This is a genomic window from Bradyrhizobium sp. CCGB20 (assembly GCF_024199855.1).
GTDB lineage: Bacteria > Pseudomonadota > Alphaproteobacteria > Rhizobiales > Xanthobacteraceae > Bradyrhizobium.
Genome location: NZ_JANADN010000001.1, coordinates 2986720 through 3002380 on the forward strand (window position 1 = coordinate 2986720; position 15661 = coordinate 3002380).

Below are 15661 nucleotides of genomic sequence, written 5' to 3' on the forward strand. Positions count from 1 at the left end.
CATGTCTGATCCGGCCGTTCCGCGCCGCCCGACCCTCGATCTGCGCTCGCTCACGCCCGCGCGGGTTGCGCTCGGCCGCAGCGGCGCGAGCGTGCCGACGAGGGCCCTGCTCGATTTCACGCTGGACCATGCCCGCGCACGCGATGCCGTGCATGCCGTCTTCGACGCGCCGCAACTGGCCGCCGATCTCGGCGCGCTCGGTCTCGTCGTTACCGAGGCGCGGAGCCGGGCGGTCGACCGCAGCGATTATTTGCGGCGGCCGGATCTGGGACGACAGCTCGATGCCGAATCGGCGGAGCTTCTCGCACGCGGGGCCTCGGAGCCGTGTCAGCTCGCGGTCGTGATCGGCGACGGCCTGTCGGCAGCGGCGGTCCACGCCCATGCGGTGGCGCTGGTGTCTCATCTGCTGCCGCTGCTCGCGCAGGGGGACGATGTCGCGATCGGACGCGTCGTTGTCGCCTCAGGCGCGCGCGTCGCGCTCGGCGACGAGATCGGCGCGATTCTCGGCGCCCGCATGGTGGTGACGCTGATCGGCGAGCGGCCCGGCCTGTCGGCGCCCGACAGCCTCGGCGCTTATCTGACCTTCGCGCCGAAGCCCGGCCGCACCGACGCCGAGCGCAATTGCGTCTCGAACATCCACAAGGCCGGGTTGAGCTATGACGAGGCCGCCTTCAAGATCGCCTGGCTGATCCGCGAGGGGCTGGCCCGGGAGGTCACCGGCGTGGCGCTGAAGGATGAGAGCGCGGACCGCGCACCGCGTCGAATCGGCACGACCCTGCCCGAATGACGGGCATTCCGGCAAAATCCCCACATCTTGATCGATTTGGCCACACTTCGCCTGCTTGCGAGATGGCCTCTTGACCTGCTAAACCCCCCGCGGCGATTTTCCGCGCATTTTCAACGGGCAAGCCTCCCATTGGTATGGCATTTTCAAGCCGTTCGCGGGGCGCAACAAGCTCATAGACCGAGCCGATTTAGGAACTGGACAAGGCATGCTCGAAAAGCACCGCGAGAATGAGGTTCATGTCGACAAGGTCGAGCAGGGACCGACGTCCTCGATCGCCTTCGGGCTGGAGCGTATCGGGCTGATCGCCGTCCGGGCGCCGATCCTCTCCTGCATCGTCCTGCTGGCGCTGATCGTCGGTGCGGTATTCGGCATCCACCGGATCAAGATCGACGATTCGCTGTCGCAGCTGTTCCGCTCCGACACCCGCGAATTCAAGCAGTACGAAGAGGTGACCAAGAAGTTCCCGGCCGAGGAATTCGACGTTCTCGTCGTGGTCGAAGGCAAGAACCTGCTGGCGCGCAACAACCTCGAGAAGCTGCGCGACTTCGTCACCGACATGCAGCTGGTCGAAGGCACGCGCGGCCTGGTCTCGCTGTTCTCCGCGCGGCAGGCGCCCGCACCGGGCAAGCTGCCGGCGGCGCTGTTCCCGCCCGAGCTGCCCGAGGGCGCGGCCTATGACAAGTTCATCGAGACCGTCAAGAACAACGAGATCATCCGCGGCAAGCTGTTGTCGGAGGACGGCACGCTGGCACTGATCGTGCTGTCGCTCGATCCCCAGGTGGTCGCCTCCAGCAAGCTGACCAAGACCGTCGCCGACATCCGTGCGCTGATGAAGGAAGACCTCGGCGACACCGGGCTCAACGTGCAGCTCTCCGGCGTGCCGGTGATGCAGCTCGAGATCCGCAACGCGGTCGAGCGCGACGGGCTCACCTACAACATCCTCGGCATTCTCGCCGGCTGCATCATCGCCATCATCTTCTTCCGCAAGATCTCGTTCATGGTGGCGGCGGCGTTCCCGCCGATGATCGCGATCCTGCTGGCGCTCGGTGCGCTCGGCTGGGCCAATTTCAACCTCAACATGTTCCTGAACGTGATGACGCCGCTCATCATGGTCATCAGCTTCTCCGACTCGATGCAGCTGACCTTTGCTGCGCGCGACCGGCTGATCGCGGGCCAGGACAAGTTCACCGCGTTCAAGAACGCCGTGCTGGTGGTGGGACCAGCCTGCGTGCTGACGCACGGCACTGCCGGCATTTCCTTCATTGCGTTGCAATTCTCGGACTCCGACCTGATCCGCAAGTTCGGCGAGGCGGGCCTCGCCGCCACCATCATCGCGCTGGTCGCGGTGCTGTCGCTGGTGCCGGTGTTCGGCGTGCTGCTGGTGCGCAACGAGAAGACGTTCGCGGTCAAGTTCCAGAGCGCGGATGCCGGCGTCCAGGCGCTGCGCAATTTCTGCTACTGGATCGCGGTGCGCATGGTCGGTCGTCCCGGCCTGTTCAGCCTGATCGCCGTGCTGTTCGTCGGCGGTCTCGGTGTCATCTACGCCAACCTGGAGCCGCGCTACCGCCTCGCCGACCAGGTGCCGGACAAGCGCCAGGCCGTCGCCGCCAGCGACCGGCTCGACGCCAAGCTCACCGGCGCCAATCCGGTCAACGTGCTGGTCCAGTTTCCGAAGGGTGAGACGCTCTATTCGCCGGAGACGCTCCAGACCATCGCGGACGTGCATGCGACCGTCGAGAAGGCGGCCGGTGTCGGCAATGTCTGGTCGCTTGAGACCCTGCGCCGCTGGCTTGCGGAAAAGGCCGGCAACGCAGACGTCGCGACGCTGAAGGAATATGTGAGCGTCATTCCCGAGCATCTGGTGCGGCGGTTCATCGACGCCGAGCAGGATGCCGTCGTGGTCGCGGGCCGCGTGCCGGACAAGGATTCCAGCCAGCTGCTGCCGATCGTCGACAAGCTAGATTCCGAGCTCGACGCCGTTCGCAAGAAGCATCCCGGCTACGAGATCGCGGTAACGGGACTTGCCGCGATCGCGGCGCGCAATTCGGCGAGCATGATCGAGAAGCTGAACCGCGGCCTCACCGTCGAGTTTGCGCTGGTCGCGATCTTCATTGGCCTTGCGTTCCGCTCCTGGGTCGTGATGTTCGCCTGCATCCTGCCGGGCATCTTCCCGGTGGTGATGTCGGGGACGGTGCTGTGGGCGATGGGCGAGGGGCTGCAGTTCGCCAGCGTCGTCGCGCTCACCGTCTCGTTCGGCTTGGGGCTCAGCGCCACCATCCACTTCCTCAACCGCCTCAGGCTCGAAAGCAAGCCGGGCGTCGGCTCGGCGCTTGCGGTGGAGCGGGCGACCGTGCTGGTCGGACCGGCGCTGATCCTGACCACGGTGGTGCTGGCCTGCGGCCTCGTCGTCACCGTGTTCTCCGACCTGCCGTCGCTGCGGCTGTTCGGCTGGCTCAGCGCCTTCTCGATGGTCATGGCCCTCGTCGCCGACCTCTTCATCCTGCGGCCGACGGCGATGTGGCTGATCAATTTGCACGCCAGGCTGCAGGGCCCCGACAAGCCGGCGATCTGAGCGGCTTCATCCCTCGGACATGGAATCGGCGCAGTCTGAACGACTGCGCCGGAGTTCCGGCCGAGGATGCGTCATGCGGCACGACAGCTCCATCGTGGAGTTTCAGCAGAAGCGAGGCGGCGATTGCGCCGCCTTTTTTGTCCCGTTCCTGACATCGGACATGGTTCTGCTCGACGCCGGCTGTGGGCCCGGAACCATCACGGCTGCACTCGCGGACCGCGTCGGAAAGGCGGTCGGCGTCGATATCGCGCCGAGGGCGATCGCCGCCGCTAGCGCGCTCGCGGCGGCGGCAGGCTTGACCAACCTCGGCTTTCTTGAAGCCGACATGACCGCGCTTCCGTTCGAGGATGGATCGTTCGATGCCGTGTTCTTTCACGCGGTGCTCTATCATCAGAGCCGGGCGACACTCGCCCGAACGCTGGCAGAGGCCCGCCGGGTACTGAAGCCGGGCGGCTTCGTCGCTACGCGCGATGCCGATGTCGGCGGCAATGTTCTTCATCCCGAACTCGCCGGCGTGCGTCTCGCGCTCGATCTCTGGCAACGCTGGTACGAGCACGACGATCCGGAGGCGCTTTTCTTCGGCCGCCGGCAGAGTTCGATCCTTCGCGCCCACGGTTTCACGCCGGTCTGGGCGGGCGCCAGCTACGTCAACCACAGTGCCGACGCCGCGAGCCGCAGCGAGGCCGTCGCAGACGCGCGGCGAAGCTTGCGCGGCCTCGGGCCGCAACTCGTCGGCAAGGGGATCGCGACGGATGATGAAATTCGGGCTGCGCTTGCCGGATGGGAGATCTGGGGAGACGATCCGGATGCGGTGTATTTCAGGTGCCGGTGCGAATGCGTCGCGCGGAAGGACTGATGTGGTGTATCGCGCTCACGCCTCGATGCGGATGACGCCGTACGGATTGAACTTGAAATCGGTCTCGGCGTAGTCCTGCTCCCGCAACAGCGTGAGCTTGCGGTCCTGCAGCGTCGCCTCGATGCCGCGCTCGGCCATCGCGTCGGCAATTTCGTCCATCAGCTTCACCGCGTCCCGGTCGCTGCCGCGCGATTTCGCGACATAGACTTCCGGCAAGCCGACGAGGTGATGACCGACGGTTTCGAAATAGCGATCGCCGGCGAGCGGACGCTTGGCGAACGCAAGACGACACGCGTTGGTGACGGCGGCGGTCATGGCGAGGCCCTGGCTGGTCATCGAACCTTTGCGTGCCTGGTCGGCGAGACTGCGCCATCGCGCGACGCCGTGGGCGACGCCGGCACTTTCGCCTTTCGCAGCAACGGCACCCGCGTCGAACATCTCGTCCACGATCACCAAGGCCGCCGCCGAACAGGCAGGCGCCTTCTCCTGCTGATCTATCGGCGGGCTCCGCACGTAGAGCACCGATTTGTGGTTGACCACAGCGGCCTCGTCGGACGCGGACCATGCTTTCGGGAAGGCCCGGTCCCAGCACACGCCGAATGACCGCTCCATGCGCGGATCGGGTTTGGCTTGTGAATAGGTGCGGTCGATCTCGAAGCCGAAATCGGCGATCGTCTTGGCCACCGCCTTTGGCGGTTGCAGCAGGCTTTCGTTCTTGCCGAGAAAGCAGAGCACGTGACGGGGCTTCACGGATGAAGGCTGCATGTTGGTAGCCTGCTGATCATTGGCGAAGGCCCGCGTGGCCACGAAGAGCCCGGCCTTGAGCAGATGTCTGCGAATTGGGTCCATCTCAGTGAATCCGTCCGTGCACGCTCATGTCAGCAAAAAGCCCCCGGTTCGCGAGAACCGGGGGCCGTGTTTCTCTCAGCCGAGGGAGGTCTCAGCCCTTTGTCATCGTGATGTTGACGCCGCGGATCTCGCCCTTGGAGGAGATCTGCACCGTCTGCTTGGTGCCGTTGGTGCGCAGCGACAAATTGGCGGCGAAGCCGTTGGCCTCGACGAACACCTCGATCTGGCCGCCGCCGGCAGTGCCCTGGAGATTGCCGAAGATGTTGCGGTTGGTCTCGCTCCAATTGCCGGAGATTCGTTCGCCCTGGCTCGTCACGTCGCTGGTGAGGTCGAACTTGTAGCTGTCGGACGCGCAGTGCAGGGCCTGCTTGAGGCTGAGACCGGTGCCGGCGACCTTGTAGTCGGCCTTGCAGCGGATACGCTCGGTGGTGCCGTCGGACAGCGACACCGTGCCGGTGCCGGCCCACGCACCGTCGAAACCGGCGAACGGTCCGGACGACTGAGCATGGCTTGCCGAAACTGAGAAGAGCAGCGCAGCCCCGATGCCGGCCGCCTTGATTGCCTGTCCAGATCGTCCAAAGAATTGCATTTTGAGTATCCCGTTTTCGAATGACGTTCGCTTACAATCTAGAACGTCTCGCCACATCGAAGGTTTAGTGTTCCGAGGCTGTGTCAGGTTCAAAGCCTGGCAGCCAGGGATGGCGGTTCACGACGCCTCGCGCCGGGCTCGGACCTCGCGATTCCCTCTGTTTCGCTGTGTTTCTGGCGGGAAAGGCAGGGCGGAGAGATGCAGCTCTGCAACAGGTGTGCATCAAAACGCGGTGTGCCAGAATTATGACGTAGTATCAAACCCTTACATCTGCCAATGAAGAGCGTGGGAAGACCTGATTTGGTGGGTGTGGCGCCAATTTGGCCGCATTTGCCAGTGCTTGTGGCTTCTCCGAGGCCGCACTTTCCGCGGCGACTTGCCATCAGAACAATCCGTTCCGGTCGTCCGCCCTGTGCTGTCCGGGATCGGTGCGGTTCTGCCGTCAGAATGAAGGAATACAATGCGTAAGCTTCTCGTCGCTCTCACCCTGCTGTCGGCATCCCTTTCGACGGCGGCATTCGCCCAGGCAGGACGCGGTACGGACGCCGAGCAGAAGGCCTGCACGCGCGATGTGCAGAAGTTCTGCCGTCCGGTCATCGACCAGGGCGATTTCACCATCCTGGCCTGCCTCAAGGAGAACCGGGCCAAGATCTCGCAGGCCTGCGACCAGGTCCTGAAGAATCACAACCAGTAAGCTCGGCCACTGGCCCACAAGGGCGGCCCCGGGGCCGCCTTTTCGGGCCGGATCCGGAAGGGCAGCCATCGAGAGACAGGATTGGTTTTGCGGCCGTATTCCCCTATATGGGGGCCGCGGCGGCATCGCCGGCACGAGCCCGCGCGAGCGAAAAGCCCTTCCTGTCCAAACGATTGTAAACCAGCCCTCGATGACCTCTGCGAGCGAATTGCGATCCGGCAAAGGTGACCGCGACGAGAATTTTCCCGTCGCGTCCTGGATCATTCATCCCCGTCATCGCGCGCTGATCCTCGCGTACTACAATTTCGTCCGCACAGCCGACGACATCGCCGATCACGCGACGCTGCCGCCCGACGAGAAGCTTGGCTATCTCGACCTGCTCGAGGCGGAACTGCTCGGCAAGGGTGACACCCAGGCCGAAGCCGTGATCTTGCGCCGCGCGCTGGCCGAGCGCGGCATGGCGCCGCGCCACGCGCTCGACGTGCTCATCGCGTTCCGCATGGACGTGACCAAGCTGCGCTACGAGAACTGGGACGAGGTGATCCACTATTGCCGCTACTCGGCGATGCCGGTCGGGCGCTTCATGCTCGATGTCCACGGCGAGAGCACCTCGACCTGGGCGGCCTCGGACGCGCTTTGCGCGGCGCTCCAGATCAACAACCATCTCCAGGATTGCGGCAAGGATTTTCGCGAGCTCAATCGCGTCTATCTGCCGCGCGACGCGCTGGCTGCAAGCGGCGCCTCGGTCGAGCAGCTCGGGCTGACGCAGTCGCCGCCGGCGATGCTGGCCTGCCTTCAGGCGCTCGCCGTTCGCAACGAAGCCCTGCTCGACGAGGGCAGGTCGCTGAGTGCGGAGATCCGGGACTTCCGCCTCGGCGTCGACGTCGCGGTGATCCAGGCCTATGCCGACCGCATCGTGCGCCTGTTGAAGGTGCGCGATCCCCTGCGCGAGCGCGTGCATCTGAACAAGTTCGAGCTTCTCACCTTCAGCCTCGCCGGAATGATCGGCGAAGTCGGCCGCCGCGCGATCGGACGCAAGGCCATTTCCAGACCGGGGACTGCACATGACGCTTGAGGCGGCCTCGCCCGGCGCCAATTATGGCTCGACCGCATCGAACAGCTCCTTCTACGCTGCGATGCGGATCCTGCCGCATGACCAGCGCGAAGCGATGTTCCAGATCTACAGCTTCTGCCGCCAGGTCGACGACATCGCCGATTCCGACGGCCCGCGCGACGAGCGGCTCGCCGCGCTTCAAGAGTGGCGCAACGACATCGACGCGCTCTATCAGGGCAATCCGCCGCCGCGGCTGAAGGACTACGTCGCCTCGGTGAAGACCTTCGGCCTCAAGCGGGAAGACTTCCTTGCGATCGTCGACGGCATGGAAATGGACGTGCCGCAGGACATCCGCGCGCCGGACATGGCGACTCTGGATCTCTACTGCGATCGTGTCGCCAGCGCCGTGGGACGGCTGTCGGTGCGGGTGTTCGGCTTGCCGGAGGAAGACGGCATCCAGCTCGCCTACCATCTCGGCCGCGCGCTTCAGCTCACCAACATCCTGCGCGACATCGACGAGGACGCCGGCCTCGGCCGGCTCTATCTGCCGCGCGAGGCGCTGCTGCATGCCGGCATCACCTCCAACGATCCGAACCGGGTGATCGCCGAGCGGGCGCTGCCGAAGGTCTGTCTGCCGTTGACGCAGCGTGCCAAGGCGCATTTCGAGAAGTCGGACGAGATCATGAACCGCAACAAGCGCCGCGCCGTACGCGCGCCGCGGATCATGTCGAAATACTATCATTCCATTCTGGACCTCCTGATCGCGCGCGGCTTCAACGCGCCGCGTGAACCGGTGCGCGTGTCGAAGGTCACGCGCATCCTGATCCTGCTCCGTTACGCTTTCATCTGATGCAAAAGACAGCTCATATCATCGGCGCCGGAATTTCCGGCCTCTCCGCCGCCGTGCGGCTCGCCAATGCCGGCTACAAGGTCGCCGTGCACGAGGCGACGCACCAGGCCGGCGGCCGCTGCCGTTCCTATTTCGACGGCGCCACCAACCTCACCATCGACAACGGCAATCATCTGCTGCTGTCGGGCAACAGCCATGCGCGTGCCTATGCGCGCTCGATCGGCACCGAGGCGGGCCTCGTCGGCCCCGAACGCGCGCAGTTTCCGTTCGTCGATATCAAGACCGGGCAGCGCTGGCAGATCGATCTCGGCGATGGCCGGCTGCCGACCTGGGTGCTCGACGAGGGCCGCCGCGTTCCCGACACCGGCCTCACCGATTATCTCAAGCTGGCGCCGCTGATCTGGGCGTCGGAGGAGACGCTGGTCGGCAAGTCCATTCCTACTGAAGGCGTTCTTTATCAGCGCCTAGTGCAGCCGCTGCTGCTTGCGGCGCTCAACGTCGATCCGCCCGAGGGCTCGGCCGGACTTGCCGGCGCCATCGTGCGCGAGACGCTGCTGGCCGGCGGACAGGCCTGCCGTCCGCTGATCGCACGCGACGGTCTCAGCGCCGTGCTGATCGAGCCCGCTGTGAAATTCTTGACTGAGCGCGGTCACACCGTTCAGCTCGGCCATGAGCTGCGTTCGTTTGCGAGCAGCGACAGCAAGGTCGGCGCGCTGAATTTCGGCGGCGAGGATGTGATCCAGCTCGGTGAGGGCGATGTCGTCGTGATGGCGGTGCCGCCGCGCGCCGCAGCTAGCCTGCTGCCCGGCTTGAAGACACCGACCGAGTTCCGCGCCATCGTGAACGCGCATTTCCGTTTTGAGCCGCCGCCGGGCTCGGCGCCGATCCTCGGCGTGATCGGCGGCGTCGTGGAGTGGCTGTTCGCATTCCCGAACCGGCTCTCCGTCACCATCAGCAATGGCGACCGCCTGGTCGACATGCCGCGCGAGGAACTCGCGCAGGCGATCTGGAACGACGTCTGCGAGGCGGGCGGCGTGTCCGGCGAGTTGCCGCCCTGGCAGATCGTGCGCGAGCGCCGTGCCACATTTGCGGCGACGCCAGCGCAGAATGCCCTGCGTCCGGGGCCGGTCACCGCGCTGAAAAACCTGTTCCTTGCCGGCGATTGGACTGCTACGGGATTGCCTGCAACCATCGAGGGATCGGTCCGGTCGGGTGATCGTGCCGCTGATCTGGTTTTGGCCGCAAAGCGGCCCTGACGGGCATCGTCCCGGTCAAATTTCAATCGACTATCGGAGCAATCGAGCGACATGGATTCCGTGAACGCGACCAGCCGCGAGGCCCTGGAATCGAGCATTGCGTCGGCCACACAAGGCGTCCTCGGCTTCCAGCAATCCGACGGCCATTGGGTGTTCGAGCTCGAAGCCGACTGCACGATTCCGGCCGAATACATCCTGCTGCGCCATTATCTCGCCGAGCCGGTCGACACCGTGCTCGAGGCCAAGATCGGCAACTATCTGCGCCGCGTCCAGGGTGCTCACGGCGGCTGGCCGCTGGTGCATGACGGCGAGTTCGACATGAGCGCCAGCGTGAAGGCTTACTTCGCGCTGAAGATGATCGGTGACTCCGTCGACGCGCCTCACATGGTGCGTGCGCGCGAGGCGATCCATGCCCGTGGCGGCGCGATCAACAGCAACGTCTTCACGCGCTTCCTTCTGGCGATGTTCGGCGTGGTGACCTGGCGCGCGGTGCCGGTGCTGCCGATCGAGATCGTGCTGCTGCCGTTCTGGTCGCCGTTCCACCTCAACAAGATCTCCTACTGGGCGCGCACCACCATGGTGCCGCTGATGGTGCTCGCCGCGCTGAAGCCGCGCGCGAAGAATCCGAAGGGCGTCGGGATCGACGAGCTGTTTCTCCAGGATCCGCGCTCGATCGGCATGACCGCGAAAGCGCCGCACCAGAGCATGGCCTGGTTCGTGCTGTTCCGCGCGCTCGACGGCATTTTGCGCGTGATCGAGCCGATGTTTCCGAAGAGCCTGCGCAAGCGCGCGATCGATGCGGCGCTCGCCTTCACCGAGGAGCGGCTCAACGGCGAGGACGGCATGGGCGCGATCTATCCGCCCATGGCCAACATCGTCATGATGTACGACGCGCTCGGCAAGGACGAGAACTTCCCGCCGCGCGCGATCACGCGCCGGGGCATCGACAAGCTGCTCGTGATTGGCGACGACGAAGCCTACTGCCAGCCCTGCGTCTCTCCGGTGTGGGATACGACGCTGACGGCCCACGCGCTGCTGGAGGCCGGCGGCGATACGGCGGTGCCTGCGGCCAAGCAGGGCCTCGACTGGCTGATCCCGAAGCAGGAGCTCGAGGTGAAGGGCGACTGGGCGGTGAAGCGCCCCGACGTGCGCCCGGGCGGCTGGGCCTTCCAGTACAACAATGCCCATTATCCCGATCTCGACGACACCGCGGTGGTGGTGATGTCGATGGACCGCATGCGACGGGAGCACGGAACGACCGGCTATGATGCCGCGATCGACCGCGGCCGGGAGTGGATCGAGGGCATGCAGAGCGACGACGGCGGCTGGGCTGCCTTCGACGTGAACAACCTCGAATATTACCTGAACAACATTCCGTTCTCGGACCATGGCGCGCTGCTCGATCCGCCGACCGAGGACGTCACCGCGCGCTGCATCTCCATGCTGGCCCAGCTCGGCGAGACCGAGAAGACCAGCAAGCATGTCGCCGACGGGGTCGCCTACCTCAGGAAGACCCAGCACCCTGAGGGGTCCTGGTACGGCCGCTGGGGCATGAACTTCATCTATGGAACCTGGTCGGTGCTGTGTTCCCTGAACATGGCCGGGGTCAGCCACAGCGACCCCATGATTCGCAAAGCCGCCGACTGGCTGTCGTCCATCCAGAACGACGATGGCGGCTGGGGCGAGGACGCCGTCAGCTACCGGCTGGATTACAAGGGCTGGGAGGCCGCCCCCTCGACCGCCTCGCAAACGGCATGGGCCTTGCTTGCCCTGATGGCAGCTGGCGAGGTTGATCACCCGGCCGTCGCCCGCGGGGTGGAGTACCTGATTGCAACACAGAACAAAAAAGGACTCTGGGACGAGCAGCGGTACACCGCCACGGGCTTTCCCCGTGTATTCTATCTACGATATCATGGTTACCCGAAGTTCTTTCCGCTGTGGGCACTGGCTCGGTATCGGAACTTGCGGAGCACCAACAGCAGGGTGGTAGGGGTCGGAATGTGACTTTGGGGACGGGGGACTATATTACCGTGGGTAATGCCATCGACCCGCGGCCGATACTGATCGTGACCGGACTGGTCCAGGAGGCCCGCATCGCGGCCGGGCCGGGGATGGCGGTCATTTGTTCGTCGAGCAGCCCGACCCAGTTACGGGCGCTGCTGACGGTGGTGGATCCCAATACGATTCGCGGCGTGATCTCGTTCGGCGTGGCCGGCGGGCTCGACCCGACGCTGCGCTCCGGCGACGTCGTGCTGGCGACCGAGGTGCTCTCCGGCGACACCCGCTGGGCGGCGGGCCTTTCGCTCGGCGACGACCTGATCGACCGCCTGACCTCGGGCCGCCGCCGCGTGGTGCGCGGCAGCCTGGCCGGTGCCGAGGAAGTGGTCACGGGGCGCTCCTGCAAGGCGGCGCTGCATTCGGAGACGGGAGCGGCGGCCGTCGACATGGAAAGCCACATCGCGGCTGCCTACGCCGCCGAGGCGGGGCTGCCCTTTGCCGCGGTCCGCGTCATCAGCGATCCGGCCCATCGCGCGCTGCCGGCGCTCGCCCGCGCCGCCATCAAGCCGAACGGCCAGATCGATCTGGCCGCCGTGCTGCGCGGCATCGTGCGCAATCCAACGACGCTGCATGCGCTGGTCTCGACCGGCATCGACTTCAACCGCGCGCTGCGCTCCTTGCGCGGCTGCCGCGATTATCTGATCGGCACCGAGCTCGTCGAGAGCGAGACGCTGGTGTCGAAGGCGGCCTGAGCGGGTTCGTCGAGCTGACAAAGAAAAGGCCCGGTCGCCGATAGCGACCGGGCCTTTTGTTTTGGGGTCCGTAGCCCGGATGGAGCGGAGCGCAATCCGGGGCCTTGCTACGCGGAAAGACTGTCCCGGATTTCGCTGCGCTCCATCCGGGCTACAAGTTCGCGCTTTACGCGGCGGTCGAAGCCTTGCGAGCAGCGTTCTCCTGCGCAGCCGCAGCCTCGTCCTTGCGGATCTCGGAAAGCTTCTTCTGAACCTGCTCCGAGAAGATGTACTGCGCCGGACGCTGCTTCGACATGTCGATCTCCGGCGCCATCGGACCCGTGGTCCGGATGCCGCGCAGCGACACCCACATCGAATTACGAATTACGGTGACAGTGCTGTCACCGTAATTCGAGCGAGGACATGGGACTGGCTCTGCGCATTCTGTTTGGCGCGACGTTCAAGCTGGCCATGATTGCGTTTGGATGCCATTTCGCGACCAGGGACATGCAAGACGGCAGCTAGGCAGAAGGCGCAGCGCACTGGATGTCGTTATGATGTTCTCCGCTTGATCGGCGTCGGCCCAAGCAGCGCGTCGTCGCTGCAAGCAATGCTCGTCCGCCCATTCGTCCAAGCAAGGCGTGAAGGCAACGCATGCTTCGCGCATGCGCGAGTGTCTCACACACGAATACGAGCGCCTTCACTCAGAAACGCTGCAGCTGAGGCCGTGTCGATTCGTTCGTTGTCGTCAGCCTGTTCACTGCACGGTTGCCGTCAGTGCAGTCGCGTGCGCGCGTTGAGAAGCGTTGCGCGCGAATTTCTGTTCGCCTGTTTCGAAACGACAGCAGTGTTGCGCGAGTGCACTAGGCGCGGGGGTTCCATGACCCGTACTACCACTGGGTGAATGGCCATTGGCCGGAATTTTGGAAGTCCGAGGAAGTCATGAAAACGAAACTTGCAGCCGCCGCTCTTCTTCTTGCATCAACGAGCCTGAGCTTTGCGGCCGACCTGGCCGTCAAGGCCCCGTACGCCCCCGCCGCCGTGTGGTCGTGGACCGGGTTCTATCTCGGCGGCAATGTCGGCGCTGGCTGGGGCACCACGGAATCCACCCTGGCTTCGGTCAATGGCGCCCTCGGCGCGGTCCCCGTCGGCACTGCTCTCGCACAGAACAGCCGCAGCGGTTTCCTGGGCGGCGGTCAGCTCGGTTACAACTGGCAGAGCGGCTGGGTCGTGTTCGGCGTCCAGGGTGACATCTCCGGACTGGACGTGAAGGGCTCGACGACGTGCGTCGGCTTTGTGACCTGCACCACGAAGAGCGATTGGCTGGCGACCGTCACGGGCCGCATCGGTGGTGTGGTGGCTGATCGCACGCTGGTTTACGCGAAGGGCGGTGCAGCCTGGATGCACACCAACGATTCGATCGGCGTCCCGGGCGTGTTCGAGTCGCGCTCGAGTTCGACGCCGCTCGGCTGGGTGCTCGGCCTCGGCGCCGAATATGCCTTCGACCACAATTGGAGCGCCTTCATCGAATACAACTACATCGAGTTCGACAAGAAGACCGCCGTCTGGGATTTGTCACCGCTGGCGGGTGCCACGACGATTGCGAACGTCGACATCAAGAACAAGCTGTCGATCGCCAAGATCGGCGTGAACTACAAGTTCGGCGGCCCGGTCGTCGCGCGCTACTGATCTTCTGAAGTACCTGTTCCAGTCGAAACTGGGCCCGGCCGCGACAAGCGGTCGGGCTTTTTTCGTTCGCATCCGCCGAAGGTCAGTTTGCTTCCCTGAATCGCTGGAGAAGCCGGGGATGTCCGCCTGATGAACCGGGATGCGGCTCAAGTCGACGAATGCCTGAAAATGAGGGTGGACTGCACCCTGAAGTGAGACGCGATAATTGCAGTGATGGGCGTGCCGACTGTGTTACCGAAGCCTGCCTGCTTCGTAGTCGCGAAGTATCTGGCTCAGCATGGCATTAGCATCGCTCGTCCATTGGATTTCGGGACAACAGGGACTTCGCGTTTCGAATTAAGGCGATGAGCCGGCGCCCTTTCGATTGGGGCCAGCATTGCTCTGCTCATTCCGCTGCGGCTTGAGCTGAATAAACAAAAAGGCCCGGTCGCGGGGCGACCTGGCCTTTTCTCTTTTGGTGTCCGTAGCCCGGATGGAGCGGAGCGCAATCCGGGGCTTGGCAACGCGGAGAGACTGTCCCGGATTTCGCTTGCGCTCCATCCGGGCTACAGGCCGTCCCGCTTTACGCGGCGGTCGAAGCCTTGCGAGCAGCCTTCTCCTGCGCGGCCGCGGCCTCGTCCTTGCGGATCTCGGAGAGCTTCTTCTGGACCTGCTCCGAGAAGATGTATTGCGCCGGGCGCTGCTTGGACATGTCGATCTCCGGCGCCATCGGGCCCGAGGTCCTGATGCCGCGCAGCGACACCCACATCGCCTTCAGCGGGTTGTTGAGCGCTGCGGTCGCCGCCGTCGGCTCGTAGCCGCAATGGGCCATACAGTCGGCGCACTTCTCGTACTTGCCGGTGCCGTAGGTCTCCCAGTCGGTGGTGTCCATCAGCTCCTTGAAGGTTTTTGCGTAGCCTTCACCGAGCAGATAGCAGGGCTTCTGCCAGCCGAAGATGTTGCGCGCGGGCATGCCCCACGGCGTGCACTCGTATTCCTGGTTGCCGGCGAGGAAGTCGAGGAACAGGCCGGAGTGCATGAAATTCCACTTCTTGCCCTTGCCCATCGCGAAGACGTCGCGGAACAGCTTCTTGGTCTTGGTGCGATTGAGGAAGTGCTCCTGGTCCGGCGCGCGCTCATAGGCGTAGCCCGGCGACATCGAGACGCCGACACCGAGCTCGACGGTGAGGTCGAGGAACTTCGCGATCTCCTCGGCCGGGTGGCCGTCGAAGATGGTGGCGTTGACGTTGACGGTGAAGCCGCGCGCCTTGGCCGCCTTGATCGCGGAGACGGCGCGGTCGAACACGCCCTTCTGCGACACGGCCTTGTCGTGATGGTCCTTCAGGCCGTCGAGATGCACCGAGAAGAACAGGTACGGGGAGGGCGTGAACAGGTCGAGCTTCTTCTCCAGCAGCAGCGCGTTGGTGCAGAGCGAGACGAACTTCTTGCGCTCGACGAGGCCGCGCACGATCTCGCCGATCTCCTTGTGGATCAGCGGTTCGCCGCCGGGAATCGCGACCATCGGCGCGCCGCACTCGTCGGCCGCGTCCCAGCACTCCTGTGCGGTCATGCGGCGGTTGAGGATCGCATCCGGATAGTCGATCTTGCCGCAGCCGACGCAGGCGAGGTTGCAGCGAAACAGCGGCTCCAGCATCAGGACGAGCGGATAGCGTTTGCGGCCAAGCATCTTCTGCTTGAGCAAATAGCCGCCGATACGCATTTCCTTGAAGAAGGGGATAGCCATTACGAGTTTCTTT

At 64.7% G+C, this 15661-nt stretch carries 13 protein-coding genes and 1 pseudogene; 10 read left to right on the forward strand and 4 right to left on the reverse strand.

Going from position 1 to position 15661, the window contains the following annotated elements:
• Position 1: 1 nt before the first annotated feature.
• From eutC to NLM15_RS13815, 3 genes are all read left to right on the forward strand, one after another.
• Positions 2-787: an ethanolamine ammonia-lyase subunit EutC gene (gene eutC / locus NLM15_RS13805; RefSeq protein ID WP_254117585.1), complete on the forward strand. Its 786-nt coding sequence runs from the start codon at positions 2-4 to the stop codon at positions 785-787.
• A gap of 205 nt (positions 788-992) precedes the next feature.
• Positions 993-3359 carry an RND family transporter gene (locus tag NLM15_RS13810; RefSeq protein ID WP_254117586.1) on the forward strand — a complete coding sequence of 789 codons (2367 nt, stop codon included), beginning with the start codon at positions 993-995 and terminating at the stop codon, positions 3357-3359.
• A 73-nt stretch (positions 3360-3432) separates the two neighbouring features.
• Positions 3433-4215: a class I SAM-dependent methyltransferase gene (locus NLM15_RS13815; protein WP_256565438.1), complete on the forward strand. Its 783-nt coding sequence runs from the start codon at positions 3433-3435 to the stop codon at positions 4213-4215.
• A 15-nt stretch (positions 4216-4230) separates the two neighbouring features.
• On the opposite strand, the gene NLM15_RS13820 is transcribed toward NLM15_RS13815, so the two are convergent.
• Together NLM15_RS13820 and NLM15_RS13825 are read right to left on the reverse strand one after the other, a co-directional pair.
• On the reverse strand, positions 4231-5064 hold the full coding sequence (locus NLM15_RS13820; RefSeq protein WP_254117588.1) for a hypothetical protein: 834 nt from the start codon (positions 5062-5064) through the stop codon (positions 4231-4233).
• Positions 5065-5155: 91 nt separating this feature from the next.
• Positions 5156-5653, reverse strand: a complete 498-nt coding sequence (locus NLM15_RS13825; RefSeq protein ID WP_254117590.1) for a hypothetical protein — start codon at positions 5651-5653, stop codon at positions 5156-5158.
• 460 nt (positions 5654-6113) lie between these two features.
• Between NLM15_RS13825 and NLM15_RS13830 the strand changes: the two genes are divergently transcribed.
• The 6 genes from NLM15_RS13830 (at position 6114) to NLM15_RS13855 (ending at position 12257) form a co-directional block, all read left to right on the forward strand.
• Entirely contained in the window at positions 6114-6347 is a 234-nt protein-coding gene (locus tag NLM15_RS13830) for a hypothetical protein (RefSeq protein WP_014496823.1), read from the forward strand.
• A gap of 190 nt (positions 6348-6537) precedes the next feature.
• A complete protein-coding gene (gene hpnC / locus NLM15_RS13835; RefSeq protein WP_254117592.1) occupies positions 6538-7422 on the forward strand; it encodes a squalene synthase HpnC in 885 nt (294 codons plus the stop codon).
• Positions 7412-8251 (forward strand): presqualene diphosphate synthase HpnD, encoded by an 840-nt coding sequence (hpnD, locus tag NLM15_RS13840; protein ID WP_254117594.1) that lies wholly within the window; start codon positions 7412-7414, stop codon positions 8249-8251. Before hpnC ends, hpnD begins: the two co-directional genes overlap by 11 nt.
• Complete coding sequence (hpnE, locus tag NLM15_RS13845; protein WP_254117596.1) at positions 8251-9507, forward strand: hydroxysqualene dehydroxylase HpnE; 1257 nt, start codon at positions 8251-8253, stop codon at positions 9505-9507. The genes hpnD and hpnE overlap by 1 nt, the downstream gene beginning before the upstream one ends.
• Positions 9508-9558: 51 nt before the next feature.
• Positions 9559-11511 (forward strand): squalene--hopene cyclase, encoded by a 1953-nt coding sequence (gene shc / locus NLM15_RS13850; protein ID WP_254117597.1) that lies wholly within the window; start codon positions 9559-9561, stop codon positions 11509-11511.
• Positions 11508-12257, forward strand: a complete 750-nt coding sequence (locus NLM15_RS13855; protein ID WP_254117599.1) for a phosphorylase — start codon at positions 11508-11510, stop codon at positions 12255-12257. The genes shc and NLM15_RS13855 overlap by 4 nt, the downstream gene beginning before the upstream one ends.
• A 166-nt stretch (positions 12258-12423) precedes the next feature.
• Here NLM15_RS13855 and NLM15_RS13860 read toward each other — a convergent pair.
• Positions 12424-12606 (reverse strand): annotated as a pseudogene (locus NLM15_RS13860) (hopanoid biosynthesis associated radical SAM protein HpnH); the annotation flags it as partial.
• A gap of 572 nt (positions 12607-13178) precedes the next feature.
• On the opposite strand from NLM15_RS13860, the gene NLM15_RS13865 reads away from it, so the two are divergent.
• Positions 13179-13925, forward strand: a complete 747-nt coding sequence (locus NLM15_RS13865) for an outer membrane protein (protein WP_254117601.1) — start codon at positions 13179-13181, stop codon at positions 13923-13925.
• A gap of 562 nt (positions 13926-14487) precedes the next feature.
• Here NLM15_RS13865 and hpnH read toward each other — a convergent pair.
• The gene (gene hpnH, locus NLM15_RS13870) at positions 14488-15648 is read right to left on the reverse strand and encodes an adenosyl-hopene transferase HpnH (RefSeq protein ID WP_254117603.1); all 1161 of its coding nucleotides are present in this window, start codon (positions 15646-15648) and stop codon (positions 14488-14490) included.
• Positions 15649-15661: the final 13 nt, after the last annotated feature.

What these genes read in the sequence shown, in the direction of transcription:
- eutC (WP_254117585.1), top strand. Translation starts at nt 2, where the DNA reads ATGTCTGATCCGGCCGTTCCGCGCCGCCCGACCCTCGATCTGCGCTCG.
- NLM15_RS13810 (WP_254117586.1), top strand. Translation starts at nt 993, where the DNA reads ATGCTCGAAAAGCACCGCGAGAATGAGGTTCATGTCGACAAGGTCGAG.
- NLM15_RS13815 (WP_256565438.1), top strand. Translation starts at nt 3,433, where the DNA reads ATGCGGCACGACAGCTCCATCGTGGAGTTTCAGCAGAAGCGAGGCGGC.
- NLM15_RS13820 (WP_254117588.1), bottom strand. Translation starts at nt 5,064, where the DNA reads ATGGACCCAATTCGCAGACATCTGCTCAAGGCCGGGCTCTTCGTGGCC.
- NLM15_RS13825 (WP_254117590.1), bottom strand. Translation starts at nt 5,653, where the DNA reads ATGCAATTCTTTGGACGATCTGGACAGGCAATCAAGGCGGCCGGCATC.
- NLM15_RS13830 (WP_014496823.1), top strand. Translation starts at nt 6,114, where the DNA reads ATGCGTAAGCTTCTCGTCGCTCTCACCCTGCTGTCGGCATCCCTTTCG.
- hpnC (WP_254117592.1), top strand. Translation starts at nt 6,538, where the DNA reads ATGACCTCTGCGAGCGAATTGCGATCCGGCAAAGGTGACCGCGACGAG.
- hpnD (WP_254117594.1), top strand. Translation starts at nt 7,412, where the DNA reads ATGACGCTTGAGGCGGCCTCGCCCGGCGCCAATTATGGCTCGACCGCA.
- hpnE (WP_254117596.1), top strand. Translation starts at nt 8,251, where the DNA reads ATGCAAAAGACAGCTCATATCATCGGCGCCGGAATTTCCGGCCTCTCC.
- shc (WP_254117597.1), top strand. Translation starts at nt 9,559, where the DNA reads ATGGATTCCGTGAACGCGACCAGCCGCGAGGCCCTGGAATCGAGCATT.
- NLM15_RS13865 (WP_254117601.1), top strand. Translation starts at nt 13,179, where the DNA reads ATGAAAACGAAACTTGCAGCCGCCGCTCTTCTTCTTGCATCAACGAGC.
- hpnH (WP_254117603.1), bottom strand. Translation starts at nt 15,648, where the DNA reads ATGGCTATCCCCTTCTTCAAGGAAATGCGTATCGGCGGCTATTTGCTC.